Below are 24,873 nucleotides of genomic sequence, written 5' to 3'. Positions count from 1 at the left end.
GAAAGGCCCGACCGAACATCACAGGAAAAGCTGGGCAGACCAGCGGCTACAGGCTGCCCACCACCCACAGCACGGCAAAGATCAGTCCCGAGACACCTTCAACAGGGTCGATCCACGGATCGAGGCTAAGACTTCATTCATAGGCGCCCTCCAGATACCACCGGCGCTGCCGGTAACACAACAGCAGAGCAAGATCACCCCCTTCCCTATCTCCAGAGCCCAGCAGCACCTGGACCCGCGCCGTACGTCCGACCCCTCGGTTCTCCGGATCCCACCACCGCTCGTCGACCGGCCACGGCCCCGCCCACCAGCACAACCTGCCGTCCCGGCGGCCGGCGCCGGTCAGCTGCGCCGGATCCGCGGAGAACAATCCGCGGCTGGTGACCCGCACCGGATTTCCTTGTACATCAAGCAGTTCCACCGGGTCGTCGAGCAACACGGTCGGCGAGGGCTCGGGCAGCTGACCGGGCCAGGGTTGCCGAGGATCGGCTCGCGGCACCGGCTCATCCCCCAGCGGGGTGAAGGTGATGCGTTCAGCCGGTCCACGCCCGCCGCTGAGCACCGGGACCTGGACCGCCTCCGGGCCGAGCAGACCCTGAACCCGCAGCAGCGCCCGCCGGGCCCGCAGCCGATCCTCCTCCCCGAGCCCGCCCCACAACGGCAACTGCAGCGCCGCCGCCGACACCACCTCCACCGGCCGCAAGCGCAACATGACGAGGGGCGCACTAGGCCGATCAATGGTGCGGCAGTTCAGCCAGCCGTCCAACTGCCAACGCACCCGATCGGCGGTGGCATCCTCGGTCAGTGGTTCGGCACACCGCCAGACCCGTTCCAGCTCTTCACCGTTGGCGGTTACAGCGTGGATGGCCAATCGGGTGCAGCCCACCCCGGCCGCCTCCAGATGACGGTGCAGATCACTGGCCAGTGACCGTCCCGCGAAGGCTGCGGCATCCACCCGTTCGATCGGCGGGTCACAGTTCATCACCGCGTCGAGTTCGGCGGCCGGATCCCGCCCGGAAGGCCCCCGATCCGGCTCGCCACAAGCGAACCGGTGCGCCGCCACCGCGTCGGCCCCGAACCGGGAGGCAATATCGGTGCGGGACAACTCGGCGAACTGCCCAAGAGTCCGGATACCCATCCGCCACAACAGGTCTGCCAGGTCCTCGCGCCCCGGAGCGGCCAGGGCCGGTTCGGTGGACAGTTGCCGGATCGACAACCCGGACAGAAACCGTGCGTCGGCCCCGGGTTCGACGATGCACCCCGCCCGAGCGGCGAAGACCGCTGTGGAAAGTTGATCGGCGATGCCGACCTGACATTCAGCCCCCGCCGCGGCGACAGCATCGATCAATCGTTCTGCCGCAACCGATTCCGAACCGAAGTACCGTGCCGCGCCGCGGACCGAGAGCACCAGCAGCCCTGGTCGCAGCACCTCGGCGCGCGGTACCAGATCGTCGATGGCAAGCGTCACGTTCTCGAAATGGCGGGCGTCCCTGGCCGGATCGGCGGTGACGACATGCAGTTGCGGGCACCGGCCCTGCGCCTCACGGCGGCGCAGACCGCGCCGGACCCCGGCTGCGCGTGCCGATGCCGAACAGGCGATCACCCGGTTGGCCAAGGTGACCGCGACCGGCACCGTCGACGTCAGACCTGCCGCCGTCGCCGCGGCCACCGCCGGCCAGTCCATACACCAGAGAGCCAGCACCCTGGAATCCGCGGGCATGAGCTACCCGCCTGCCGCACAAGCCGATCCGACGCCCCGGCCCCGGGCCCCCATGGCCAGCCGGACCCGGCTGATCCGGCCACGGCCGGGCGTCGGGGCGTCCTGACCGGCACCGACCACCTCGTAACCGGATACCCGCGCCTCCAGCCGGGCCGACGCCCCCTGCCAGTCACCGTCGGTGACCAACAGAGTGCAGCCCTTCTGCCGTGCCCGCGCCACCATCACCCGGGCCCGACTCGGCGGCACCGAACGCCCACCCAGACCGAGCACCACCAGATCCATCCCGTCCATCAGCACCGAGGCCACCTCGACAGGGTCGGCGCCTGGGTCGGGGACCACCGCGAGGCGGCTCAGATCGGCGCCCATCTCCACCGCGGCCAACAGGCCGACATCGGGTTGGCCGATGATCACCGCATGCCCGCCCTCGGCCGTCACCGCCGCCACCATGCCCAGCGACAGCGACCGGGCACCCGTGGCCACCGCGACCGACCCGCGTGGCAGCATCGTCGGTAGACCCTCCGGCAATGCATCAACCTGGGTTTCAGGCGACGACAGCAAAGTTTCCGGAGGCGGCGTCACCGCCGGTGACCGGGGTGCGCCGCGATGCACCGGGCCGACCTTGCCCGACACCGAGGCAATCTTGCGACGGAGGTGTTCTACCTGTTCAGAGCGGGTAAGACGACGCATATCAAGCTCTGCCGCAACAGTCACAACAACACCTCCCGCACCATTCGCAACGCAGCATGTTCGAATATATGTTCGATAGCTCGAGTAAACACCCACCCCCCGACAGCGTCAAGCCGCGGGCGACGGCCACCGACGCGGGAAGCCGCACCGGTCGCGATGGTTCTGCGACCGCGCGGACCTTCGGTTAGAGTTCCGATCACCAGAACCCGCTTCGGGATGGGGCTGGGCCACGATTTGCGTTGCAAGTAGTGGGAATCCACCGCGATTCGCCGAAGGCCAGCTCTGTAACAGCACGGGGGACAGTGAGGACAACAACATGAAGTCTGGGCAGTTGACTCGTCGGCTCACCGTCATCGCGGGCGGCGCGGCAGTCATCGGGATGATCTCGTTCACCGCCGCGTGCGGTACCGAGGAGGAGGGCCCCGAGACCACCACACCGACCACCACGACGACGACCACAACCACCACGCCGGCCACCCCTGCTCCGCCGCCATCGGTCGAACCGACCGAGAAGTCGATCAACCCCACCGGCGGCAATCTGTTCACACCCGGCGTGAAGGCACCGCCTGCACCGACCGCCATCCCCGGCGACAACTGAACGCGGAGCACAGAAAGTCGGTCGTTCACCCATGACCGGGATGAACATCGCCCCTGGGCGGACGCTACTGGTTCTGATCCTGTTCAGCGCCCTGCTGGTGTCTGACCTGCGGGCCACTCCGGCCACGGGTGACCGGGCGTACGGGCCCGCTCAGATAGGCGGCCCGTACGCCCAACTGCTGTCCGCCTCAACCGATCTCGGCCCCGCCGACAACGGTTCGGCGCAACTCACCATGACGCTGCACGATGCCGCTCGGCCGGCGGCCCTGTTCGAGTGGGCCGAGCAGCACGCACTGTCGGTCCGCTGGCGACCCGGTGACGCCTGGGCGATCACCGAAGGCCGATCCCCCGACATGGCAACCGCCTTCGGCGTGGACATCCACGACTACCGGGGGCGGCGCGGTCAGGAGTTCTATGCCTCACCGCAACAGCCTTCGGTGCCCGGGCCACTGGCCGCAGACGTCAGCGAGGTCGGCCGGATCCTGGGCTACACGCCACACCGGATGTCACTGCCGGACCTGCGGAACCTGCCCACCGATGTTCCGGACCAGGGATTGACGCCACAGGGAGTGCTCAACACCTACAACCTCGCCGATCTGGCCGAACAGGGATTCACCGGCAAGGGCACCACCATCGTGTTCTTCGCGTTCGACGGATTCGATCAGTCCGATCTGGACACGTTCGCCACCACCTTCGGCCTGCCCAGGTTCACACCCGCGGTGGTCGGCGGGCAACCGAGTGCACCGCGGGGTGAGACCACCATGGATCTGCAGGTCGCCCATGCCATCGCCCCGGATGCGCAGAAGGTCGTGGTCAATGCCCGGCCGACCGTCGAGGGTGACGGTGCCTACGAGAAGATCGGGAAGATGCTCGAGTCCGCCGACCGGCAGTTCCCCGGTGCGGTGTGGAGCTTCTCGATCGGGTGGGGCTGCGACAAGCTGATCACCGCGGCCGATCTCGCCCCCGTCCGCTCGGCGCTGGCCACCGCACACACCCACGGCACCACGGCATTCAATGCCAGCGGCGACCTGGCCGGCTTGGAATGCAAAGGCGGACAAGACTGGTCGTCGGCACCCAGCGAAGACGACATCGGCCTGGACTCGGTGGCCTCCCTGCCGGAGATGACCGACGTCGGCGGCACCACACTGTCCACCGACGCCGACGGCGACTGGTTGGCCGAACAGGCCTGGTTCGACGTCCCGCTGTCACAAGGCACCGGCGGCGGGGTTTCGTCGCTGTTCGACCGACCGGGCTGGCAGCGCGGGCTGTCCGCACCCGGTAGCACCGAAGCCGGTGGCGACCAGAAGCGGCTGACCCCCGACATCTCGGCGGTCGCCGACCCGTTCACCGGCGTGAAGATCGTTCTGAACGGCCAGGTCCTGGTCGGCGGCGGCACCTCGCAGTCCGCGCCGCTGTGGGCTGCAATGGCCGCGGTGATGAACCAGTACCTGACCGCCAACGGTGGGCGCGCACTCGGCGATCTCAATCCGATGCTGTACCGCGTCGCCAAGGGTGCACCGCTGCCGGCATTCCGCGACGTCACCCTCGGGGGCAACGCGGTGGCCAGCGCCGCACCCGGCTACGACATGGTGACCGGGCTGGGCACGCCCAACGTCGAGAACCTCGTCAAGAATCTCCTCGTGCTGCAGAAGGCGAACCGATGACCGACCCGCCTGAGGGCAACGACGTCCCGACCACCGAGTGTCGCGTCTGCAAGGTCGACGTGCCCGACGGCAAGTACTGCGGCCTGTGCGGGGTGCCGATCGACAAGGAGCAAGGAGACGGGCCGGAATGGTTGCGCCTCAGTGCATCCTGCGTCGCCCCCGACGAACATCTGCTGCGCCCGTCGATCACCAGCTCGCTGTTCCCTCACCTGTCGGATCGATCTCGCACCCCGTTCCGCATCGCGATGCTGATCCTGCTCGCCGCGTTGGTGTCGTGTGCGCTGTTGCGCCTGCCCGCGGCCCTGATCGCTGTTGCGGCATTGGGGCTACCGTTGCTCTTCCTGATCTATCTCTACGAGTCCGATGCTTTCCGCGACCTGCACCGCGCCAACCTGGTGCTGACCGTCGTCCTGGGAGTCGCGCTGGGCGTGGGATGGGTGCTGCTCACCGGCCACGTCATGGCCAAGTCCTACGGCGTCCCGCTCGGGGCGGGGGTGACCGGAACCCGGCTCGTGCGCAACGGCCTGGGCATTCCACTGGGCGGTGCCGTCCTCATGCTGGTACCCGCGGTGGCGGTCCGGTTGCTGCGGCCGGCGAGCCGGGAATCCTTGGACGGCTTCATGATCGGCGCTCTCGGCGCAACGGCCTTCACCGCGGCGGCCACGCTGACCCGGCTGGCACCGCAGTTGACCACCGGAATGGTCGCGCACAACCGCCCGCTGTCCGGGCTACTAGTGGAAGCCGGGATCCGTGGTATCGCAGTACCGTTGACCGCGGCATCCATCGGAGGCCTGGTCGGTGCGGCGTTGTGGTTCACCCGCCCTCCCACCAAGGCCGACAAACACGTCGGTTACGTCCGGCTCGTGATGTTCTCCTGCGCATTGGCCGTGCTGATCATCTACACGGCACTGGGTTTGGTCGACGTGGCCCGTACCCCCCAGTGGGTCCAATTGACCGTGCACATCACGGTTGCGTTGCTGGCAATCTTGGCGCTGCGCGTCGGCCTGCATCTGGCGCTGCTGCACGAGGCCCAGGACGAGATCGCTTCCGACAAACCCATCTTCTGTCCACGCTGCGGCCACATCGTGCCCGACATGTCGTTCTGTCCCCACTGCGGCGCAGCCACCCACGCATCATCACGCACGTCCCGAGAAGAACGTCGCGAACACCGACCTGTCCGTGACCCGGGGCCGGGCGCCGAATGAACACGTTTTTTCCCGGATACGCGGTACCCATCTCGACAGGCAGAACCCGGGCCATCCGCGGAACCTCAGCGCTGAAACTGCTGACCGTCCTGGTTGCCGGAATCGCCCTGGTGGCCGGGGTACTGGCCTGGGTCTCCCACACGACGAGCCAACCCCCGGCCCGCTACATGTGTCCACCGGACTGCGGGCAGCCGCCGACCGGACAGGCCGTGGCGATCAATCCCGTCTTCACCGCGCCCGACGGGAGCTTCTCGGTCTCCTATCCGGTGGCTTCCTCGGCGTACAAGGTCACCACCAACCCGACCGGTGTCACCGCCGAGTTCCAGGCCGGTGATGGCGGCATGCTGCAGTTGTTCAGCGAGCGGGCCGGTGGGCGCAACCCCGAGGACATCGCCAATTCCCTGGTCGAGAAGACCTTTCCGGATACCCGGACCGCGTACACCATCCCCAACGCGATGGTCGGCTACCACCCAGGTTTCGGCTTGGTCGCCGATTGCTGGCCTCAGGGCGCGACGAGCAACTACATGAGGATGCGGGTCCTGGTGTTGGTCGCGGTCAAAGACGACCTCGCGCTGGTCGCGTCAGCCATCGGGCCGTACCGGGAATTCGGGCCTGGCTCCGGCGCCAGTAAACCCTCGGGGGCCAACCTGCAGTTGGCCCTGGACATGGGTAAATACGTCAACAGCTTCCGTTGGCGCGGCGATCCCAGTCGCTGAGCCTGAAACTCGCAATTGACGCCCACGCCGGGGCGCGCCGGGTTAGGGTTTGCTACCAGTTCGATTCGGCTGCCATGTCCGAATCACCCGGCGGGGGACAGTTAGGACAAACCATGAGGTCACGCACATCAGCTCGTCGCCTCGCAGTCGGTGCGGCCTCCGCTGCGATCATCGGGATGGTCGGGCTCAGCGCTTGCGGTACGGGCGAAAAGGCGCCCGAGACCACGAGCCCGACTCCGACTACCACCACGACGACCACAACGGCACCGCCGCCCGCTGCCCCCACCGAGAAGCAGGTGACCCCGGGCGGCGCCAACAGCTTTACGCCCACCCACGTGGGACCGGCGGCGCCACCCACTGGGCGGCACGGGATCGGCAGCCCCCACCGGCAATAGCGCTCGGACAGCGGCCGCCGACTTCGCGGCCATCCATGCCATGAGCTCCGGAACGGGCCCCGACGACCCCGACGACACAGTGCGAACCACCGCGTGCCCGCGATGCCGGGCCGAGGTTGCAGTACAAGAGTTCTGCGGCCGGTGCGGTACACACCTGGACGCACAGGGCGATGAGCCCGGGTGGTTGCGGATCCGCGCATACTGCGCAGGCCGCGAGCACCTGCTGCGGCCTTCGGTGGTCAGTTCGCTGTTCCCGCAGCTGCCGCGACATTCGCGCGCGCCGTTCCGCCTGGCCATAGGGCTGCTGGTGGTCGCGGTGGTCGCCTGCGCACTCTTGCGATTACCCGCCGCGATGAACGCGCTCGCTGCATTCGGAGTGCCGCTGTTGTTCGTCGCATACCTCCGTCGAACCGCTGCCTCACAAGACATTCCAGCGCGCACGTTGCTGCTGACCGCTGTCCTGGGCGCTGGACTGGGCGTCGCTTGGACACTCATGACGGCGACCACGGTGGCCCGCGAGTACGACATGCCGATGGGTGTCGCCGTCCCACCATTGCGGATCCTGCGGGACGGCCTCGGCGTCCCACTCGGCGCGATGCTGTTGATGCTGGCCCCGGTCATCGCGATCGGTCTGTTGGCACCGCGCGCACGGGAGTCCTTGGGCGGCTTCACAATCGGTGCACTCGGTGCGCTTGCCTTCACTGCGACCGCCACACTGGGCCGGTTGGCTCCGCAGTTCGACGACGGGTTGGTCGACCACGACCGGCCGCTGACCGGGCTGTTGGTCCAGGCCGGGATCCAGGGCGTGGCGGTGCCGTTGACCGCAGGGGCCGCCGGCGCGCTCGTCGGTGTCGCGCTGTGGTTCACGCCGGCGGCGGCCACCGCGCAGCCGAAGCGAGTACGCACGGCCGTGACACTGACGGCCGCAGCCGTTCCTGCCGGCTATGCGATTCTCGGTCTGATCGATGTAGCGCTGGTCTCTCAGATATTGGTGCTGGCAGTGCATCTGGCGGTGATGGCGCTGGCGATGCTCGCACTGCGCATCAGCGTCCAGCTCGCATTGCTCTACGAAACCCGTGACGCCGTTCAGACCGACGGATCGCTGGTGTGCCCACAATGCGACCAGTCCGTTCCCGATACGACGTTCTGCCCCAACTGTGGAGTCGCGATCCACGCGTTGCCGCCGCCGGTGCACCGGGCCGACGACCGCCGGATGCTGGAGCTATGGGGTACCGCCGTCGTGTTGCCGGCCGCAGGTCTCGTCGGGGTGTCGGCCTTGGCCAGCCCCGCACCTGCTCGCTACATATGCCCGCCCGACTGTGGCCGTCCGCCGACGTTCGAGCCCGTGGCGACGAATCCCCGCTTCAACGCTCCGGACGGCGGGTTCTCGGTCGCCTTCCCCGCCACCGGCGCGGCCTACACGGTCACCACCGCCAACGACGGTGTGACGGCGGATTTCCTCGCCGGTGACGGCGGCACCATGCAACTCATCGGCAAGCCAGCAGCCGGACGGACCCCGAAGGAGGTCGCCACGGCCCTGATCGCGGACACCTACCCCGACGCCGACATGGACTACGAGATCCCGAATGCCATGGTCGGCTACCAGCCGGGGTACGGGATGGTTCTCGACAGCTGGCCGCAGAACGCCACCGGCGAGTACATGCGGTTGCGGGTGGTCATCCTCACGGCCGTCAAGAACGACCTGGCGCTGATCGCCGTCGCGACCGGTCCGTATCACGCGTACGGCCCCGATTTCGGCCCCGGCGTCCCGTCCGGCGCGAACTTGGATCTCGCACTGGATATGGGCAAGTACGTCAACAGTTTTCGTTGGCGCGGAGATCCGGCGCGCTGAGCGTCGGCGGGCCGGTACCGCTTAGTTACATCGTCAATTGATGACATTGACAAATGTCATCAATTGCTGGTGTACTCCAGGCACGCTTCGACGAGGAGGCCTCATGCCCGGAACCACCGGAATTCACCCGGCTCAACGCGGATCCGTGCGATCCCGCGGCGCGTCCAGAGTCAGCAGCCTCACCCTGCGCCAGGTCAGCGCGGCACTGCCGCCGGATACCGGCTGGGGGCTGTGGACCTCGCGGAGGCTGATTGCGCGGATCATGGCCACCTTCGGGCCGTCGTTGTCGGGAACCCGCGTCGAACGCGTCGACGTACGCACGGCCGATGGCAGGCGCGTCGTGGGCGAATGGGTACGCGGCCCGGGAGTGACCGAAGGCGAACGGGCCATCTACTACCTTCACGGCAGCGGGTTCGCGCTGTGCTCGCCGCAGACACACCGGCGGCTCACCACATGGCTGTCACGCCTGACCGGACTGCCCGTGTTCTGCATCGACTACCGGCTGGCTCCCGAACACCGGTTCCCCGCCGCCGCCAACGACGTGCGGGCAGGTTGGGATTGGTTGTGCACCGAACGCGGCCTCCATCCAGACCGCATCGTGATGGCAGGCGACTCCGCAGGTGGGCACCTCGCCGTGGATCTGCTCCTGCAACCCGATGTCGCCCATCCCGCCGGGCTGGTGCTGTTCTCGCCCCTGATCGATCTGACGTTCACGCTTGCCCGTGCCCGGGAGAGCCTGTCCCCCGACCCCGCCATCCGCGTCGCCGATGCCGCTCGGCTCGTCGAGTTGTATTGCGGGAAAATCGATGTCACCCACCCTCGCCTGGCCCTGGATGTCGCAGGCGGGCGGCAGTTGCCGCGGACGCTGATCCAGGCCGGCGGCGCCGAGATGCTGCTTGCCGATGCCCGCTCGCTCGACGCGGACATCCGCACTGCGGGCGGGAATGCCGAACTGCAGGTGTGGCCCGATCAGGTCCACGTCTTCCAGGCCCTCCCTCGGCTCAGCCCAGAAGCCGTCCCAGCCATGCAACGGGCAGCGGGCTTCATCTCGGAGTCCCTGCGCTGCACCACCATCGAGGTGACCGGATGAACATCCTCGGATCGGGCCGCAAGCGCAGCCGGCACGCCGACGCCGTTGTCACCGGAGCGGGCAGCGGCATCGGCGCGGCCTTCGCCCGCGAACTGGCCGCCCGCGGTGGCCGGGTGGTGTGCAGCGACATCGACGAGGCCGCAGCCCGCGCCATCGCCGAAAGTGTCGTCGCCGTCGGTGGGCAGGCCACCGCGGTGCGCTGCGACGTATCGCGGATCGAGGACGTCACGCATCTCGCCGAGGCCGCACAAGCCTGGTTCGACGGTCCGCCATCGCTGGTCGTCAACAATGCGGGCGTCGGCGCCGGCGGCCAACCCATCGGCGAGGTCACCCTCGACGACTGGAACTGGGTGCTCGGCATCAATCTGTGGGGGCCGATCCACGGCTGCCACGTGTTCACTCCGATTCTGCGTGCCGCAGAAGGCAATCAGCCCCGCGGCATCATCAACGTCGCGTCCGCTGCCGCATTCGGCGCGGCTCCGGGGATGGCGGCCTACAACGTCAGCAAGGCTGGGACGCTGTCGCTGTCGGAGACGCTGGTCGCCGAGTTGGCCGGCACCGGGATCAACGTCACGGCGCTGTGCCCGACTTTCGTCAAGACCAACATCGTCGAAGCTGGCCGGATCACCGCCCAGTCGACGCAGCTCGCCGACCGGCTGATGCGCTGGACCGGGTTTTCCCCCGAACGTGTCGCCCGGATGTGCCTGGACACCAACGACCGCGGCGGCCTCTACTGCATGCCGCAACCCGACGCCCGGATCGGTTGGGGCATCAAACGACTCACCCCGACGATCTACACCCGAGCCGTGGGTCTGACCACCCGCGTCACCAGTCACGAGGAGGTTTAGCCATGGCCATGGATATGGAACGCATGCTGGCAAAGATCAAGGATCGCCAGTGGGCACTGGCCGACATCGACTGGGACGCGCCGGGCGCCGAGACCATCACCGACGAAATGCGGCCCAAGCTCAAGGCTTTCATGGCCGATCTGTGCTGGATCGAGAACGTCGGCGCCCGAGGGTTCGCCGCGCTGGCCAAGAAGGCGCCGACCCCGACCATCGCCGAGATCTACCGCTACTTCCACGCCGAAGAGCAGCGGCACGCCAACGCCGAGCTGGCGCTGATGAAGCGCTGGGGCATGCTCGAAGACAGCGAAATGCCCGAGCCGAACGTCAACATCCGGCTGGCCATCGAGTGGCTGGACACCTTCTCCGACAACATGTCGCTATCGGTCCTGGGCACCGTCATCCCGATGCTCGAGGTGGCTCTCGACGGAGCATTGTTGAAGTTCCTGCTCGAAGAGGTCGACGATCCGGTCTGCCATCAGGTCTTCGAGAAGATCAACAATGACGAATCCCGCCACATCGCCGTGGATTTCGAGGTTCTCAACATGATCGGCAACTCGACCGTACGCAGGCTCGCGGTCGAGTTCGTGGGCAACGTGGCGTCTCCCGGAGTGATCATCGGCACCCTGATGTACGTACCGCTGCTCAACCGGATGCGCAACAACATCGTCGACATGGGCCTGCAGCCGGAGAAGCTGTACAAGGCGATGATGCGCTTCAAGGAGATCGGCGGCCGCGGTGAGTACACGTGGCGGGTCCCGACCTATCAGCTGCTCACGCTGCACGGCCGGATGGTCACCAACCCGCGCCACCCCTACCACTGGATCGCCAACCCGATGGTGTGGGCCTCCGACCGCTACCCGAAGACCCTACTGCGGCCCATCCCCAGCTGGTTCAAAGAGCTGACCCACGAGCCGGCGGCCTGACATGCACACATATGACACCCTGATCGTCGGCGCCGGGTTCACCGGCATCGGCACCGCCATCAAACTCATCGAGGCCGGAGTCGACGACTTCGTCATCCTGGATCGCTCGGACCGCGTGGGCGGGACGTGGCGCGACAACACCTATCCCGGTGCGGCATGCGACATTCCGTCGCTGCTGTACTCGTTCTCATTCGTCAAGAACCCGGACTGGTCGCGCGCCTACTCCCCCGCCGGTGAGATTCGCCGGCACATCGAGGACATGGTCGACTCATTCGATCTGCGCCGGCGCATCCAGTTCGGTGTCGAGGTCAACGGTCTGTCGTTCGACGAAGCCGAGGGGGTCTGGACGGTCGAGACCACGGGCCGCTCAGGGCCTGATCGCTCCTCACGTACGCGGCGCTTTCGGGCCCGCACCGTGGTGCTGGCTTCCGGCCCGCTGCCCGACCACAAATGGCCCGACATCCGTGGGCTGGACACCTACCAGGGCCACAAGATCCACAGTGCGAACTGGGATCACGATTACGATTTCACCGGCAAGCGGGTCGCCGTCATCGGCACCGGAGCCAGCGCCGTCCAGATCATCCCGGAGCTGGTCAAGACCGCAGGCTTCGTCAAGGTGTTCCAACGCACCCCAGGCTGGGTGATCCCCCGCCTCGACATCGCCACGCCCCCGGCGGCGCGCAGCTTGTTCGCGAAAGTACCTGCAGCACAACAGCTTGCCCGGCAGATCCTGTTCTGGGGACATGAGGCCAGCGCGACGGCGATGGTGTGGGACACCCCGCTGACGGGATTGGTCGCCCGGCTCGGCAAGGCGCATCTGCGCCGGCAGGTTTCCGATCCGTGGCTGCGCAGGCAGCTGACCCCGGATTTCACCCCGGGATGCAAGCGCATGCTGGTGTCCAGCGACTACTACCCGGCGCTGCAACGCGACAACTGCAAGCTGATCGACTGGCCCATCGCCACCATGAGCCCGGTGGGCATCCGCACCAGCGACGGCATCGAACACCACCTGGACGCGATCGTGTTCGCCACCGGGTTCGACGTTCACCTCACCGGTCCGCCCTATCCCGTCACCGGCCTCGGCGGGCGATCTCTGGCCGACGAGTGGGAGGGCGGCGCCCAGGCATACAAGAGCATCAACGTCCACGGGTACCCCAACCTGTTCCTGATGACCGGACCCAACTCGGGGCCGGGGCACAACTCACTGCTCGTCTACGTCGAGGGCCAGATCGACTACGCCGTCGCCGGCATCCGCGCCATCCTGCGGCAGAAACTTCGCTACCTCGACGTGCGCGCCGAGGTCCAGGAGCGGCACAACGCCCGGCTGCAGCAGCGACTGACGAAAACCACCTGGCTGTCGGGATGCACCAGTTGGTACCTGACCGCCGACGGATTCAATGCGTCGATGTATCCCGGAACCGCCACCCAGTATCTTCGACAGATGCGGGATTTCCGGCTGGGCGACTATGAGGTAGCGGTGCGGGACGCGCCGAGTCCCACTTCAGCACGCGACGCAGCTGTCGCGATCAGCTCCTCGGCGTGATGGCGGCCAAGCAGCCCCGGCCGCCGGCCGGCGCCATCTCGACCATCCTCACCGGTCTGCGCCGGGCCCCCAGGCAGATCCGGCGCGGATCGCGCGACGTCATCGAGACGGCGGTGTCGCAGCTCTTCGACGCCGCCGTGCAACCGCACGGCGCCGCCGCATCGGGCGAGTACCGGATCGAGGAGCTCGCCCGGCTTGCCGACACGACCACCCGCAACATTCGGGTGTACCGAGACCGGGGCCTGCTGCACCCGCCACTGCGGGTGGGCCGGATCGCGTTGTTCAACGACACCCACCTCACCCGGCTGCGCTTGATCACCTCGATGCTGGACCGGGGCTACAACATCGCGCACGTTCACGAGATGCTCAGCGCCTGGGAACAGGGCAAGGACATCGGCGATGTGCTGGGCTTGGAGGACGCCATCGCGGGCAACTGGGCGACCGAGAAACCCGAACGGGTGCCGCTCGGGCACGCCAAACGGCTGGTCGCCGACGACTCGGCCTTCGACAGGCTGGTCGGCAACGGCGTGATCAAGATCGAGAAGACCTCGGATGAGGCAATCATCGTGCGACCCAAGCTGATCGAGGCATTCAACGAAGTCCGGCGGTACGGTGTCCCGATCGACAAATTGATCGATGTACACGAGCAGGTGCTGCCGCTGCTGGATCAGATCAGCTCGATCCTGGTGCGGGCGGGTGTGGAGCAGGTGTCCCAGAAGATCAAACCCGGCGAGTCGCTGCCCGCCGATACCGAAGTGGCCGAACTGATCACGATGTTGATCCAGTTCCGTACCCAGGCCGTCTCCGCGGTCAGCGCGACGCTGGCCGCCTCGATCGAATCGACCATCGAATCGGTGGTCAGTCAGATGTTGACCGAGTACGTCGAGAAGGCGGCGACGAATCCCGGCGAGCAGACGTAACTACTCCCACTCGATGGTGCCCGGCGGCTTGCTGGTGACGTCCAGCACCACCCGGTTGACCTCGGGCACCTCATTGGTGATCCGGGTCGAAATCCGTTCCAGCACTTCGTAGGGCACCCGGGTCCAGTCGGCGGTCATGGCGTCCTCGCTGGACACCGGGCGCAGGACGATCGGGTGCCCGTAAGTGCGGCCGTCGCCCTGCACACCGACCGAACGCACGTCGGCCAGCAGCACCACCGGGCACTGCCAGATCTGCTGATCCAGCCCGGCGGCGGTGAGCTCCTCACGCGCGATCGCGTCGGCGCGGCGCAGGGTTTCGAGCCGGTCGGCGGTCACCTCGCCGACGATACGGATACCCAGGCCCGGCCCCGGGAACGGTTGGCGGGCAACGATTTCCTCGGGTAGGCCGAGTTCACGGCCCACCGCGCGCACCTCGTCCTTGAACAGCAGTCGCAGCGGTTCGACGAGCTTGAACTTCAGGTCGTCCGGCAGGCCGCCGACGTTGTGGTGGCTCTTGATGTTGGCCGTGCCCGTGCCGCCACCGGATTCCACCACATCGGGGTACAGCGTGCCCTGCACCAGGAAGTCGATGTCGGCCTCGCTCAGGGTGTCGCGCACCGCGCCCTCGAACGCGCGGATGAACTCGCGGCCGATGATCTTGCGCTTGCCCTCGGGGTTGGTGACCCCGGTCAGCGCTTCGAGGAAACGGTCGGCGACATCGACGGTCACCAGCTTGGCCCCGGTCGCGGCGACGAAATCGCGTTGCACCTGGCCCCGTTCCCCGGCCCGCAGCAGACCGTGGTCGACGAACACACACGTGAGCCGGTCCCCGATGGCGCGTTGCACCAGCGCGGCGGCCACCGCGGAGTCGACACCACCGGACAGCCCGCAGATGGCCTGGCCGTCACCGATCTGAGCGCGGACCGCCTCGATGAGCTGCTCGGCGATGTTGGCCGGGGTCCAGGTGGCGCCGATGCCGGCGAATTCGTGCAGAAAGCGGCTCAGCACCTGCTGGCCATGCGGGGAATGCAGGACCTCCGGGTGGTACTGCACGCCGGCCAGGCGGCGGGCCCGGTTCTCGAAACCCGCGACCGGGGCACCGGCACTGGAGGCGATCACTTCGAAGCCTTCCGGCGCCGCCGTGACGGCGTCGCCGTGGCTCATCCACACCGGCTGGCTGACCGGCAGCTCAGAGTGCAGGTCACCGCCCGCCACGCTGAGCTCGGTGCGCCCGTACTCGCTGGTCCCGGTGTGTTCGACGGTGCCGCCGAGCGCTTGGGCCATGGCCTGGAAGCCGTAGCAGATGCCGAACACCGGGACGTCCAGATCGAACAGCGCAGGGTCCAGGCGTGGGGCACCCTCGGCGTAGACGCTGGCCGGGCCACCCGACAGCACGATGGCCTGCGGATCCTTGGCCTTGATCTCCTCGACCGTGGCGGTGTGCGGGATGACCTCGGAAAACACCCGGGCCTCGCGGACCCGCCGCGCGATCAGCTGTGCGTACTGAGCCCCGAAGTCGACGACGAGGACGGGACGGGGAGATGGAGAAGCCACCGCAACAGTCTAGAGGGCAGGTCAGAGCGTGCTTGACGTGCCGGAAAACTTGGTAGGCGGATACCGCGGGCCGCCGGAGCCGTGTTTAAACCCACCCTTGGCGCGGCGACTACGCATGATGGAGTGGACGTCGGCGAAAGCGAGGACCGTTGTGCTGGGCTTGCCCGAGCAGATCACCGCCTGCCTGTTCGATCTCGATGGTGTGCTGACCGATACGGCCAGCGTGCACAAGAAGGCCTGGAAGGCCATGTTCGACGAGTACCTCGAAGGCCGGGCCGACCGCACCGGTGAGCCGTACACACCGTTCGACGTCGACGGCGACTACCTGCGCTACGTCGACGGCAAGCGCCGACAGGACGGCGTGCGGTCGTTCCTGTCGAGCCGGGGAATCGAACTACCCGAGGGCACACCGGATGATCCCGCCGAAGCCGGCACCATCGAGGGCCTCGGCAACCGGAAGAACGCGATGTTTCACCAGACCCTGCAGAAAGACGGGGTCGAGGTGTTCGAGGGATCGCGCCGCTATCTGCAGGCCGTGGCCGATGCCGGGCTGCGCCGGGCCGTGGTGTCCTCCAGCGCCAACACCGAGGAGGTACTCAAGATCACCGGTTTGGACACCTACATCGAGCAGCGGGTGGACGGGGTGACGCTGCGAGACGCGAACCTTCCGGGCAAACCGGCACCGGACAGCTTCCTGCGTGCCGCCGAACTCCTCGACGTCTCCCCCGCCCAGGCCGCGGTGTTCGAGGACGCGTTGGCCGGGGTCGCAGCCGGCCGCGCCGGGAAGTTCGGTTTCGTGGTGGGTGTGGACCGCGTCGGGCAGGCCGAGCAACTGCGCCGCGACGGCGCCGATGTCGTTGTCACCGACCTGGCGGAGTTGATGTAGCTCCATGATGATCACCCACGAGGCCTATCCGGTGGAGCCGTGGCAGGTGCGCGAAACCCGTTTGGACCTCAACCTGCTGGCTCAATCCGAATCACTTTTCGCGCTGTCCAACGGCCACATCGGCTTGCGCGGCAACCTCGACGAAGGCGAGCCCTACGGTCTGCCGGGCACCTACCTCGCCGGGTTCTTCGAGGTGCGCCCGCTGCCCTATGCCGAGGCCGGGTTCGGCTACCCCGAGGCCGGCCAGACCGTCGTCGACGTCACCAACGGCAAGCTGCTGCGGTTGCTCGTCGACGACGAGCCCTTCGACGTGCGCTACGGCGAGCTGATCGATCACGAACGCACACTGGACCTGCGCGCCGGAACCCTGACGCGCCTCGCCCACTGGCGCTCCCCGGCGGGCAAACAGGTCCGGATTCTCTCGACCCGTCTGGTGTCGTTCGCGCACCGCGGCGTGGCAGCCGTCGAGTACATCGTCGAGGCGCTCGACGAATTCGTCCGCGTGACGGTGCAATCCGAACTCGTCACCAACGAGGACCAGCCCGAGACCTCCGACGACCCCCGGGTCTCGGCGGTGCTCAAACATCCGCTGCACGCCGTCCACCATGAAAACACCGACAGCGGTGCGCTTCTGGTGCACCGCACGGTCGGCAGTGGCCTGATGATGGCGGCCGCGATGGATCACGACGTCGAGGTGCCCGGGCGAGTCGAGGTCAGCACCGATTCGCGTGAGGACCTGGCCCGCACCACCGTCATCTGCGGCCTGCGGGCCGGGCAGAAGCTGCGCATCGTCAAATACCTCGGGTACGGATGGTCCAGCCTGCGATCGCGTCCCGCCCTGCGTGACCAGGCCGCTGCGGCCATCACCGGTGCCCGCTACAGCGGGTGGCAGGGGCTGCTGGACTCTCAGCGGGCGTACCTCGACGAATTCTGGGACTGCGCCGACGTCGAAGTCGAAGGCGACCCCGATTGCCAGCAGGCGGTGCGGTTCGGACTGTTCCACGTGCTGCAGGCCAGCGCCCGCGCCGAGCGGCGTGCCATCGCAGGCAAGGGACTGACCGGCACCGGCTATGACGGGCATGCCTTCTGGGACACTGAGGGTTTCGTGCTGCCGGTGCTGACGTACACCAAGCCGCAAGCGGCCGCCGACGCCCTGAGGTGGCGGGCCTCCACGCTCGAGCTCGCCCGAGAGCGTGCGCAACAGCTCGATCTGGACGGCGCCAGCTTCCCCTGGCGCACCATCCGCGGCGAGGAGTGCTCGGCCTATTGGCCTGCAGGCACCGCCGCGTGGCACATCAATGCCGACATCGCCGCGGCGTTCGAGCGCTATCGCGTTGTCACCGGTGACGATTCGCTGGAGCAGGAATGCGGCCTGGAGGTGCTGGTGGACACCGCCCGGCTGTGGATGTCCTTGGGTCATCACGACCGCCACGGGATCTGGCATCTGGACGGCGTGACCGGACCCGACGAGTACACCGCGGTGGTGCGTGACAACGTGTTCACCAACCTGATGGCCGCACACAACCTGCGGGTGGCCGCCGCCGCGTGCACCCGTCATCCCGACGCCTCCTACGCGATGGGCGTGACCACCGAGGAGACCGCGGCCTGGCGTGACGCCGCCGACGCCGCCCACATTCCCTACGACGACGAGTTGGGGGTGCACCCGCAATGCCAGGGCTTCACCACGCTGGCCGAATGGGATTTCTCCGCCAACACCTCCTACCCGCTGCTGCTGCACGAACCCTATGTCCGGCTCTACCCGGCCCAGGTGCTCAAGCAGGCGGATCTCGTGTTGGCCATGCAGTGGCAGAGCCATGCGTTCACCGCGGAGCAGAAGGCCCGCAACGTCGACTACTACGAGCGGCGCACCACCCGGGACTCGTCGCTGTCGGCATGTACCCAGGCAGTCACGTGCGCCGAGGTCGGCCACCTCGAGCTGGCCCACGACTACGCCTACGAGGCCGCGCTGATCGATCTACGTGATCTGCACCGGAACACTCGCGATGGCCTGCACATGGCCTCACTGGCCGGGGCATGGACCGCATTGGTGGCCGGTTTCGGTGGACTTCGCGACGACGAGAGCATCCTGTCCCTGGACCCGCACCTGCCCGACGGCATCTCGCGTCTACGGTTTCGGTTGCTGTGGAAGGGTTTTCGGGTGACAGTCGATGCGCACCACGAAGACGTCACCTACACGTTGCGCGACGGACCCGACGGGACGCTCACCATCCGTCATGCCGGAGACGACGTCGTGCTCGACACCGGTGGACCGACTACCGTCGCCATCACGCCTCTCCATCCACTGCTGCCGCCCCCGCTTCAGCCACCCGGCAAGGAACCGGTACGCCGTCGCGCGGGCCACTCCGACCGATAAGAGCACCCGAACGGGGTTTGGAGTCACAACGTCGGCGGGTACCCGGCACTCGTAGGCCCCAGTGGCTGCGTTGCCGCGCGCGCAGCGCCGGCTGCTGAACAGCGAAAGGAGCGACGGGGTGACCGGTAACCAGCCCAAGCCGACAACCACCGACGCCGGGATCCCGGTGTACAGCGACGAGCATTCATTGACGATCGGTCCCGACGGGCCGATCCTGCTGCAGGACCACTACCTGATCGAGCAGATGGCGATGTTCAACCGGGAGCGCATCCCGGAGCGCCAGCCGCACGCCAAGGGTGGCGGCGCATTCGGTCACTTCGAGGTGACCCACGATGTCAGCGCCTACACCAAGGCCGCGGTGTTCCAGCCGGGCGTCAAGACCGAGACTTTGACCCGATTTTCGACCGTCGCCGGTGAACGGGGCAGCCCAGACACCTGGCGCGACCCTCGCGGGTTCGCGACCAAGTTCTACACCACCGAGGGCAATTTCGACATGGTCGGCAACAACACCCCGGTGTTCTTCATGCGGGACCCGTTGAAGTTCCAGCACTTCATCCGCTCGCAGAAGCGGCGCGCGGCCAACAATCTGCGCGATCACGACATGCAGTGGGATTTCTGGACGCTTTCACCCGAATCCGCGCACCAGGTGACGTGGCTGATGGGCGATCGCGGCATTCCCCGCGACTGGCGCCACATGAACGGCTACTCCAGTCACACGTACAGCTGGATCAATGCCGCCGGAGAGATCTTCTGGGTCAAATACCACTTCAAATCCGACCAGGGCGTCGAGTTCCTGACGCAAGAAGAAGGCGACGAGATGGCCGGCATCGACGGCGATGCCCACCAACGCGACCTGTACGACGCGATCGAGCGCGGCGAGTTCCCGAGCTGGTCACTGAAGGTGCAGATCATGCCGTTCGAGGAAGCCAAGGACTATCGGTTCAATCCGTTCGACCTGACCAAGGTGTGGCCGCACGGCGACTACCCGCTGCACGATGTCGGCACGCTGACGCTGGACCGCAATGTCGAGGACTATCACACCGAAATGGAGCAGGCAGCGTTCGAGCCGAACAACCGGGTGGCCGGCACCGGTCTGAGTCCGGACAAGATGCTGTTGGCCCGTGACTTCTCCTATGCCGACGCCCATCGTCACCGGCTCGGGACCAACTACAAGCAGATCCCGGTCAACTCCCCGAAGGTCGAGGTGAACAGCTACTCGAAAGACGGGGCCATGCGGATCAAGAACGTGTCCGATCCCGTCTACGCCCCGAACTCGTACGGCGGCCCGCAAGCCGACCCGGCCCGCACCGGTGAATCGCTGTGGCGTGCCGACGGCGAAATGATCCGCGCCGCCTACACGCTGCACGCCGAGGACGACGACTGGGGGCAGGCCGGAACCATGGTGCGCGACGTGCTCGACGACGCGGCGCGGGCCCGGCTGGTCTCCAACATCGCCGGTCACCTCTCGAAGGGTGTCTCCGAGCATGTCCTGGAGCGGGCCTTCGAGTACTGGAAGAACGTCGACAAACAGCTCGGCGAGAAGGTCGAATCCTCAGTCCGCAGCGGCAGCTGACTGATCCGCGGCGGCGCCGGGTTCGAGGATCCGTGCGACCTCGGCGCCGACCGCGTTCCGCACCTCACCGTCGCTGATCGGATCCAGGCCGGCCGACGATCGCAGGAACGGTTCGAAGAACCGCCAACCCAGTTTCAGGGCAACGGCATTGGCGACCGCCAGCCGCCCCGCTCGTTCGTCGTTGAAACGCGGAAGCACCTCGTCGAGCAGCCTCGTGACCCCCGGAAAGCGGGTCTGCAGTTGGCCGATCGGGTAGCCGTCCAGCAGCGCCCTGGCCATCACGCGCATGTGCTGGTCCAAGTTTTGTTCGACCTCGGCCTCGGACACATCGCCGTCCAAAAGCGCGGTGAGGCGGCCGCCCAGGTGCTCGAGCACCGCGCCGACCAATTGCTCCTTGGTGCCGAAGTGCCGGTAGATCAGTCCGTGGTTGACCTTGGATCTGGCGGCGATGTCGCGGATCGACGTGGCGGCCGGACCGCGTTCGGCGAACAGTTCCGCGGCCGCCGACAGTGCGGCCGCGACCACCTCGTCCTTGCCGACCGGACCGGTCGCAACCTTGGCCGGTGGCGTCGGTGTAGTCATGTGGTTACACTAGCTCACACACGGGTGTAGTCACCTGACTACACCTGTCGCCACCAGGACAAAGGACACGCTGATGACCGTTCCCACCACCTCCCCCATCACTGTCACAAAGCTCGGAAGCCGCATCGGTGCCCGTATCGACGGGGTGAAACTCGGCGGCGATCTCGACGCGGGCACGGTTACCGAGATCCGGCGCGCGCTGCTCGAGCACAAAGTGGTCTTCTTCAGCGGCCAGCACGACCTCACCGACGAGCAACATCACGCCTTTGCGCGGCTTCTGGGCAAGCCCGTCGGCCACCACGCACTCAAGCAAGAAGACGCCCCGATCATCACACCGCTGGATTCCGAGTACGCCAAGGCCACCCGCTGGCACACCGATGTCACATTCGTACCCGACTACCCGGCCATCTCGATCCTGCGCGCGGTGACGCTGCCCGAATACGGCGGATCCACCCTGTGGGCCTCCACCGCGGCCGCCTACGACGCCCTGCCCGCACCGCTGAAGGCCCTCACCGAGAACCTGTGGGCCGTCCACAGCAACCGCTTCGACTACGCCGCGGCACAGGCCATCGCCCTCACCGAGGAACAGCAGCTGATGCGGGCCGCGTTCGAAAAGCCCGACTTCCGGACCGAGCACCCCGTGGTTCGGGTGCATCCGGAGACCGGCGAGCGCACCCTGGTCGCCGGCGACTTCACCCGCGGATTCCTCGGTTTGGACAGCCACGAATCGGCCGTCCTGCTGGAGTTGCTACAGCGCCGAATCACCGTTCCGGAGAACACTATCCGCTGGAACTGGTCACTCGGCGACGTCGCGATCTGGGACAACCGCGCCACCCAGCACCGTGCGGTCGACGACTACGACAACCAGCGCCGGGTGATGCACCGCGTGACGCTTGCCGGCGATGTTCCCGTCGACATCCACGGCCAACCGAGCCGGCCGCTGGCGGATGCCGCTCTGCTGCAGGCAGTCTGACTCACATCTTGATCGCGGGCATCAACCGGGTCATGTTCCACAGCCGGTTGCGCCTGGCCGACAGCGATGAGATGGTCAGTGCGCCGACCCAGATCACCAACAGCGTGACGATCGCCTGCCAGAGCCGGTGGTCGATCCCGCCGAGGATGAGCTGACGCAAACCGTTGACGCCGTACGTCATCGGATCGTAGTTGTGAAACACCTGGAAAGGCCGTGACGTGGTTTCCACCGGGTACATGCCGCCCGCGCTGACCAGCTGGAGCATGAGCAGGGCCATCAGCAGCACCCGCCCCACCGCGGGGCCGACGAACGCGTTGATCGCCTGCGTCGCGGCGACGAAGGTGCAGGACACCAGCATCATGAAGCCCAGCATCGCGACCGGATGGGCCACCTCCATGCCGAGAGCGAAGCGCACCACGCAATACAGGATGAGCGCCTGGAACAGTCCGATCACCGCGGCGGGAAGGTAGCTGGCGAGCACCACGCGGATCGCCAGCACCTCCGCGGCGATCGGACGGTTCTGCAACGGGCGCAACACCATCCACAGCACGAGCGCACCGAAGAACAACGCGAGCGTGATGAAGAAGGGCGCCATCCCGGTGCCGAAGTTGGGTGCGGCGTTCTCGGCCGAGTTCTGCAGGTGCACCGGGCCGCCGATGGTGTCGGCGATCGCTTCCTTCTGCGCGGGCGTCCAATCCGGCACCTGGCCGGCACCGTCAGCGAGCTTGGTCGCCAACTCGGCCGATCCGCCTCGCAACTGGGCGGTGCCGGCCTTGAGCTGCCCGGCACCGGTATCGAGTTTGGCTATGCCACTGGCCAGTTCGGCATTGCCCGTCGCCAGCTGCCGGGCTCCGCTGCGCAACTCATTGAGTTTCGCACTGAGTTCTTGGTTCTTGCTGCCCACCTGATCCAGCGCTGAGTTCAGCGGGCTGCCGGGGTTGCGCAGCGACGACGTCATCGAGATCGCCGCGTTCTCGGCGTCGGTGAGCTGTTGGCGGATCTGCGGGGTGAACTGATGGGCCCGCAGGTCGTCCTGAACGCCGCGCAGCGTTCCGGCGGCGTTGTTGGCGATGGGATCCGGGCTGGCCGACAACTGATCAATCACCGAGGCCAGTGCCGTGGCCGCGGAGTCCTGCGCCCCGGTGATGGCACCGATCTGGTCATTGGCCTGTCGCAACGCAGCGGTCCCGTCTTCCAGCTTCTGCGTGTCGCCGCCGATCTTCGACAGTGCGGAGGTGACGGCGACCAGCGGATCGGTGGCCTTGGTGATGCCGTCCGAGAGCTGTTTGGCACCCGTGGCCAACTGAGCCGAGCCCGACCGAGCGCTGTGCAGCCCGGTCGCCAGTTGACCTGCGCCGTCGTCGACTTTGGCTGCGCCGTCGGCCAGTTGGGCCGCGCCGTCGGCGGCCTGCTTGATCCCGGCACCCGAGCTGACGACGACCGACAGCACCTGGTTGACGGCCTGACCCGAGATCCGCGTCGACACCGCATTGAGCACCTGGTCGATCGCGGTGCGGCCGATGTTCGACGAGATGTAGTTGTTGGCGTCGTTGTAGACCGCATTGAGGTTGGCCTGCTTGGGGTCACCGGTCAGCGGTGAGGCGATCGCCTCGCTGAAATCGCTTGGCAGCTCAAGCATGAAGTAGTACTGACCGTGCTCGACACCCTGCCGCGCCTCGTCGGCATCCACCACATGCCAATTCAGGCTGGCGTCGTCGGTCAGGCTCTTGGCGATCTCGGAGCCGACATTGACGTGTTGACCCGAAACCACCGCTCCCTGATCGGAATTGACCAGCGCCACCGGCATCTTGTCGACCTGACCGAAAGGGTCCCAGTACGCCCATAGATACAGTGCGCCGTACACCAGCGGCAGCAGCATGAGCACCACGATCGCGGCTCGGGTCATGCGGCTGCGGCCGAAGCGCTTGATCTCCGAGCCGAAGGCGAGACCCGCGGCGGGTGAGTTGAAGTCGTGACGACCCAACATCAGGCGTCCTTTCCGGTCAGGATGCGGTGGTCGTGCAGTCCGTGGTCAGGAGCTTCGACACCGAGCGGATTGGTCACGCCGACAACGACACTGCGCTGGGTGGCGATGGCGCCGAGTCGTTCGATGGCGATCGCCCGGCGCGAGTTGTCCCGGACCTGTTCGAGGTCACCGACCACCAGGATCGGACGATTCGAGAACAGCGCCAAGGTGACTTTCAGCAGAAACAGGTCGAGATCGGACAGTTCGCTGATGTAGTCCTGCGGTGCGGGCGGCGTCAGCTCGCCGAACACCTCGCGCAGGGCGGATTCGCCGGCCTCGATCGGAACTCGTCGATACCACGGCGCCAGCCAGCGTCGCTGTTCGGCGAGCACGGTCTGCACGGTGACCGAATCCTCCAGTTCATCGATGTCGGCGAACGCCGCGATCGCGCAGTGCCGCCGGATCGCTCTGGGGTCCGATTCGCCGCGGACAGTCACGGTGCCGTGGGTGGGTTTGAGCCGCCCGGCCAACGTCAGCAGCAGGGCGGTCTGCCCCCAGCCACCGGGCATCTGGATGGCATGGAATCCCGGCGTGAGCTCGAGGTCGATATCGGAGAACAGCGGTCCGTGCTCGCCGTCGACCCCCAGGCCGGCCGCAATGATCTGCGGCGGGTCCTGCGCGTCGCCCACCTCGGGCGCCTGGGTGTCCTCGGCGTCGTCCCTGTCTGCCATTTCCGACCTTTCGATACTCACTGGTATCCATACGATACTAGCGAGTATTGTGTTGGTCATGTCGGCTGTCAAAC

At 67.0% G+C, this 24,873-nt stretch carries 20 protein-coding genes; 14 read left to right on the top strand and 6 right to left on the bottom strand.

Translation table 11 applies throughout. The features are described 5' to 3' along the window. Positions 1-133: 133 nt before the first annotated feature. The gene (locus tag E0T84_RS30085; RefSeq protein ID WP_138746295.1) at positions 134-1,720 is read right to left on the bottom strand and encodes a DNA polymerase Y family protein; all 1,587 of its coding nucleotides are present in this window, start codon (positions 1,718-1,720) and stop codon (positions 134-136) included. A 3-nt stretch (positions 1,721-1,723) separates the two neighbouring features. Further along, positions 1,724-2,431, bottom strand: a complete 708-nt coding sequence (locus E0T84_RS30080; protein WP_083283911.1) for a hypothetical protein — start codon at positions 2,429-2,431, stop codon at positions 1,724-1,726. Between the two features lie 292 nt (positions 2,432-2,723). Between E0T84_RS30080 and E0T84_RS30070 the strand changes: the two genes are divergently transcribed. From E0T84_RS30070 to E0T84_RS30020, 10 genes are all read left to right on the top strand, one after another. Beyond that, positions 2,724-3,005, top strand: a complete 282-nt coding sequence (locus tag E0T84_RS30070; RefSeq protein WP_070184969.1) for a hypothetical protein — start codon at positions 2,724-2,726, stop codon at positions 3,003-3,005. A gap of 40 nt (positions 3,006-3,045) precedes the next feature. Then, positions 3,046-4,668, top strand: coding sequence for a S53 family peptidase (locus E0T84_RS30065; protein ID WP_070184975.1), 1,623 nt, complete (start codon positions 3,046-3,048; stop codon positions 4,666-4,668). Next, the gene (locus E0T84_RS30060) at positions 4,665-5,873 is read left to right on the top strand and encodes a zinc ribbon domain-containing protein (RefSeq protein ID WP_070184968.1); all 1,209 of its coding nucleotides are present in this window, start codon (positions 4,665-4,667) and stop codon (positions 5,871-5,873) included. The genes E0T84_RS30065 and E0T84_RS30060 overlap by 4 nt, the downstream gene beginning before the upstream one ends. Continuing rightward, complete coding sequence (locus E0T84_RS30055) at positions 5,870-6,589, top strand: hypothetical protein (protein ID WP_070184967.1); 720 nt, start codon at positions 5,870-5,872, stop codon at positions 6,587-6,589. Before E0T84_RS30060 ends, E0T84_RS30055 begins: the two co-directional genes overlap by 4 nt. Positions 6,590-7,024: 435 nt before the next feature. Continuing rightward, positions 7,025-8,836, top strand: a complete 1,812-nt coding sequence (locus E0T84_RS30045; protein WP_070184966.1) for a zinc ribbon domain-containing protein — start codon at positions 7,025-7,027, stop codon at positions 8,834-8,836. Positions 8,837-8,939: 103 nt separating this feature from the next. Continuing rightward, complete coding sequence (locus tag E0T84_RS30040) at positions 8,940-9,926, top strand: alpha/beta hydrolase (RefSeq protein WP_070184965.1); 987 nt, start codon at positions 8,940-8,942, stop codon at positions 9,924-9,926. Continuing rightward, on the top strand, positions 9,923-10,774 hold the full coding sequence (locus E0T84_RS30035; protein ID WP_138746294.1) for an SDR family NAD(P)-dependent oxidoreductase: 852 nt from the start codon (positions 9,923-9,925) through the stop codon (positions 10,772-10,774). The genes E0T84_RS30040 and E0T84_RS30035 overlap by 4 nt, the downstream gene beginning before the upstream one ends. A gap of 2 nt (positions 10,775-10,776) precedes the next feature. After that, positions 10,777-11,697 (top strand): ferritin-like domain-containing protein, encoded by a 921-nt coding sequence (locus tag E0T84_RS30030; RefSeq protein WP_138746293.1) that lies wholly within the window; start codon positions 10,777-10,779, stop codon positions 11,695-11,697. A 1-nt stretch (position 11,698) separates the two neighbouring features. Beyond that, positions 11,699-13,240: an NAD(P)/FAD-dependent oxidoreductase gene (locus E0T84_RS30025; protein ID WP_138746292.1), complete on the top strand. Its 1,542-nt coding sequence runs from the start codon at positions 11,699-11,701 to the stop codon at positions 13,238-13,240. Further along, a complete protein-coding gene (locus E0T84_RS30020) occupies positions 13,240-14,160 on the top strand; it encodes a MerR family transcriptional regulator (protein WP_070184961.1) in 921 nt (306 codons plus the stop codon). Before E0T84_RS30025 ends, E0T84_RS30020 begins: the two co-directional genes overlap by 1 nt. Here E0T84_RS30020 and guaA read toward each other — a convergent pair whose 3' ends face one another. Next, positions 14,161-15,714 carry a glutamine-hydrolyzing GMP synthase gene (guaA, locus tag E0T84_RS30015; protein WP_070184960.1) on the bottom strand — a complete coding sequence of 518 codons (1,554 nt, stop codon included), beginning with the start codon at positions 15,712-15,714 and terminating at the stop codon, positions 14,161-14,163. Between the two features lie 115 nt (positions 15,715-15,829). Here guaA and E0T84_RS30010 point away from each other — a divergent pair, with 115 nt between their 5' ends. From E0T84_RS30010 to E0T84_RS30000, 3 genes are all read left to right on the top strand, one after another. Next, complete coding sequence (locus tag E0T84_RS30010; RefSeq protein ID WP_083283907.1) at positions 15,830-16,600, top strand: beta-phosphoglucomutase family hydrolase; 771 nt, start codon at positions 15,830-15,832, stop codon at positions 16,598-16,600. 7 nt (positions 16,601-16,607) lie between these two features. After that, positions 16,608-18,974, top strand: coding sequence for a glycoside hydrolase family 65 protein (locus E0T84_RS30005; RefSeq protein WP_138746297.1), 2,367 nt, complete (start codon positions 16,608-16,610; stop codon positions 18,972-18,974). Between the two features lie 118 nt (positions 18,975-19,092). Beyond that, positions 19,093-20,547, top strand: coding sequence for a catalase (locus E0T84_RS30000; RefSeq protein WP_138746291.1), 1,455 nt, complete (start codon positions 19,093-19,095; stop codon positions 20,545-20,547). On the opposite strand, the gene E0T84_RS29995 is transcribed toward E0T84_RS30000, so the two are convergent. After that, a complete protein-coding gene (locus E0T84_RS29995; protein ID WP_138746290.1) occupies positions 20,527-21,129 on the bottom strand; it encodes a TetR/AcrR family transcriptional regulator in 603 nt (200 codons plus the stop codon). The genes E0T84_RS30000 and E0T84_RS29995 overlap by 21 nt on opposite strands. Before the next feature lie 73 nt (positions 21,130-21,202). Here E0T84_RS29995 and E0T84_RS29990 point away from each other — a divergent pair, with 73 nt between their 5' ends. Next, positions 21,203-22,102, top strand: coding sequence for a TauD/TfdA family dioxygenase (locus E0T84_RS29990; protein ID WP_138746289.1), 900 nt, complete (start codon positions 21,203-21,205; stop codon positions 22,100-22,102). 1 nt (position 22,103) lies between these two features. On the opposite strand, the gene E0T84_RS29985 is transcribed toward E0T84_RS29990, so the two are convergent. Both E0T84_RS29985 and E0T84_RS29980 read right to left on the bottom strand, forming a co-directional pair. Continuing rightward, positions 22,104-24,089, bottom strand: coding sequence for a YhgE/Pip domain-containing protein (locus tag E0T84_RS29985; RefSeq protein WP_138746288.1), 1,986 nt, complete (start codon positions 24,087-24,089; stop codon positions 22,104-22,106). Next, positions 24,089-24,799 carry a hypothetical protein gene (locus E0T84_RS29980; RefSeq protein ID WP_249383785.1) on the bottom strand — a complete coding sequence of 237 codons (711 nt, stop codon included), beginning with the start codon at positions 24,797-24,799 and terminating at the stop codon, positions 24,089-24,091. The genes E0T84_RS29985 and E0T84_RS29980 overlap by 1 nt, the downstream gene beginning before the upstream one ends. Positions 24,800-24,873: the final 74 nt, after the last annotated feature.

The organism is Mycobacterium sp. DBP42, assembly GCF_005924235.1.
Classification (GTDB): Bacteria; Actinomycetota; Actinomycetes; order Mycobacteriales; family Mycobacteriaceae; genus Mycobacterium; species Mycobacterium syngnathidarum.
Note: the sequence above shows the minus strand (reverse complement) of the source record. Positions and strands in the feature narration are given on the sequence as shown.

Excerpts from the sequence above, each read along its gene's own strand:
- E0T84_RS30085 (WP_138746295.1), bottom strand. The coding sequence starts at position 1,720 with ATGCCCGCGGATTCCAGGGTGCTGGCTCTCTGGTGTATGGACTGGCCG.
- E0T84_RS30070 (WP_070184969.1), top strand. The coding sequence starts at position 2,724 with ATGAAGTCTGGGCAGTTGACTCGTCGGCTCACCGTCATCGCGGGCGGC.
- E0T84_RS30065 (WP_070184975.1), top strand. The coding sequence starts at position 3,046 with ATGAACATCGCCCCTGGGCGGACGCTACTGGTTCTGATCCTGTTCAGC.
- E0T84_RS30060 (WP_070184968.1), top strand. The coding sequence starts at position 4,665 with ATGACCGACCCGCCTGAGGGCAACGACGTCCCGACCACCGAGTGTCGC.
- E0T84_RS30055 (WP_070184967.1), top strand. The coding sequence starts at position 5,870 with ATGAACACGTTTTTTCCCGGATACGCGGTACCCATCTCGACAGGCAGA.
- E0T84_RS30045 (WP_070184966.1), top strand. The coding sequence starts at position 7,025 with ATGAGCTCCGGAACGGGCCCCGACGACCCCGACGACACAGTGCGAACC.
- E0T84_RS30040 (WP_070184965.1), top strand. The coding sequence starts at position 8,940 with ATGCCCGGAACCACCGGAATTCACCCGGCTCAACGCGGATCCGTGCGA.
- E0T84_RS30035 (WP_138746294.1), top strand. The coding sequence starts at position 9,923 with ATGAACATCCTCGGATCGGGCCGCAAGCGCAGCCGGCACGCCGACGCC.
- E0T84_RS30030 (WP_138746293.1), top strand. The coding sequence starts at position 10,777 with ATGGCCATGGATATGGAACGCATGCTGGCAAAGATCAAGGATCGCCAG.
- E0T84_RS30025 (WP_138746292.1), top strand. The coding sequence starts at position 11,699 with ATGCACACATATGACACCCTGATCGTCGGCGCCGGGTTCACCGGCATC.
- E0T84_RS30020 (WP_070184961.1), top strand. The coding sequence starts at position 13,240 with ATGGCGGCCAAGCAGCCCCGGCCGCCGGCCGGCGCCATCTCGACCATC.
- E0T84_RS30010 (WP_083283907.1), top strand. The coding sequence starts at position 15,830 with ATGATGGAGTGGACGTCGGCGAAAGCGAGGACCGTTGTGCTGGGCTTG.
- E0T84_RS30005 (WP_138746297.1), top strand. The coding sequence starts at position 16,608 with ATGATCACCCACGAGGCCTATCCGGTGGAGCCGTGGCAGGTGCGCGAA.
- E0T84_RS29995 (WP_138746290.1), bottom strand. The coding sequence starts at position 21,129 with ATGACTACACCGACGCCACCGGCCAAGGTTGCGACCGGTCCGGTCGGC.
- E0T84_RS29990 (WP_138746289.1), top strand. The coding sequence starts at position 21,203 with ATGACCGTTCCCACCACCTCCCCCATCACTGTCACAAAGCTCGGAAGC.
- E0T84_RS29985 (WP_138746288.1), bottom strand. The coding sequence starts at position 24,089 with ATGTTGGGTCGTCACGACTTCAACTCACCCGCCGCGGGTCTCGCCTTC.
- E0T84_RS29980 (WP_249383785.1), bottom strand. The coding sequence starts at position 24,799 with ATGGCAGACAGGGACGACGCCGAGGACACCCAGGCGCCCGAGGTGGGC.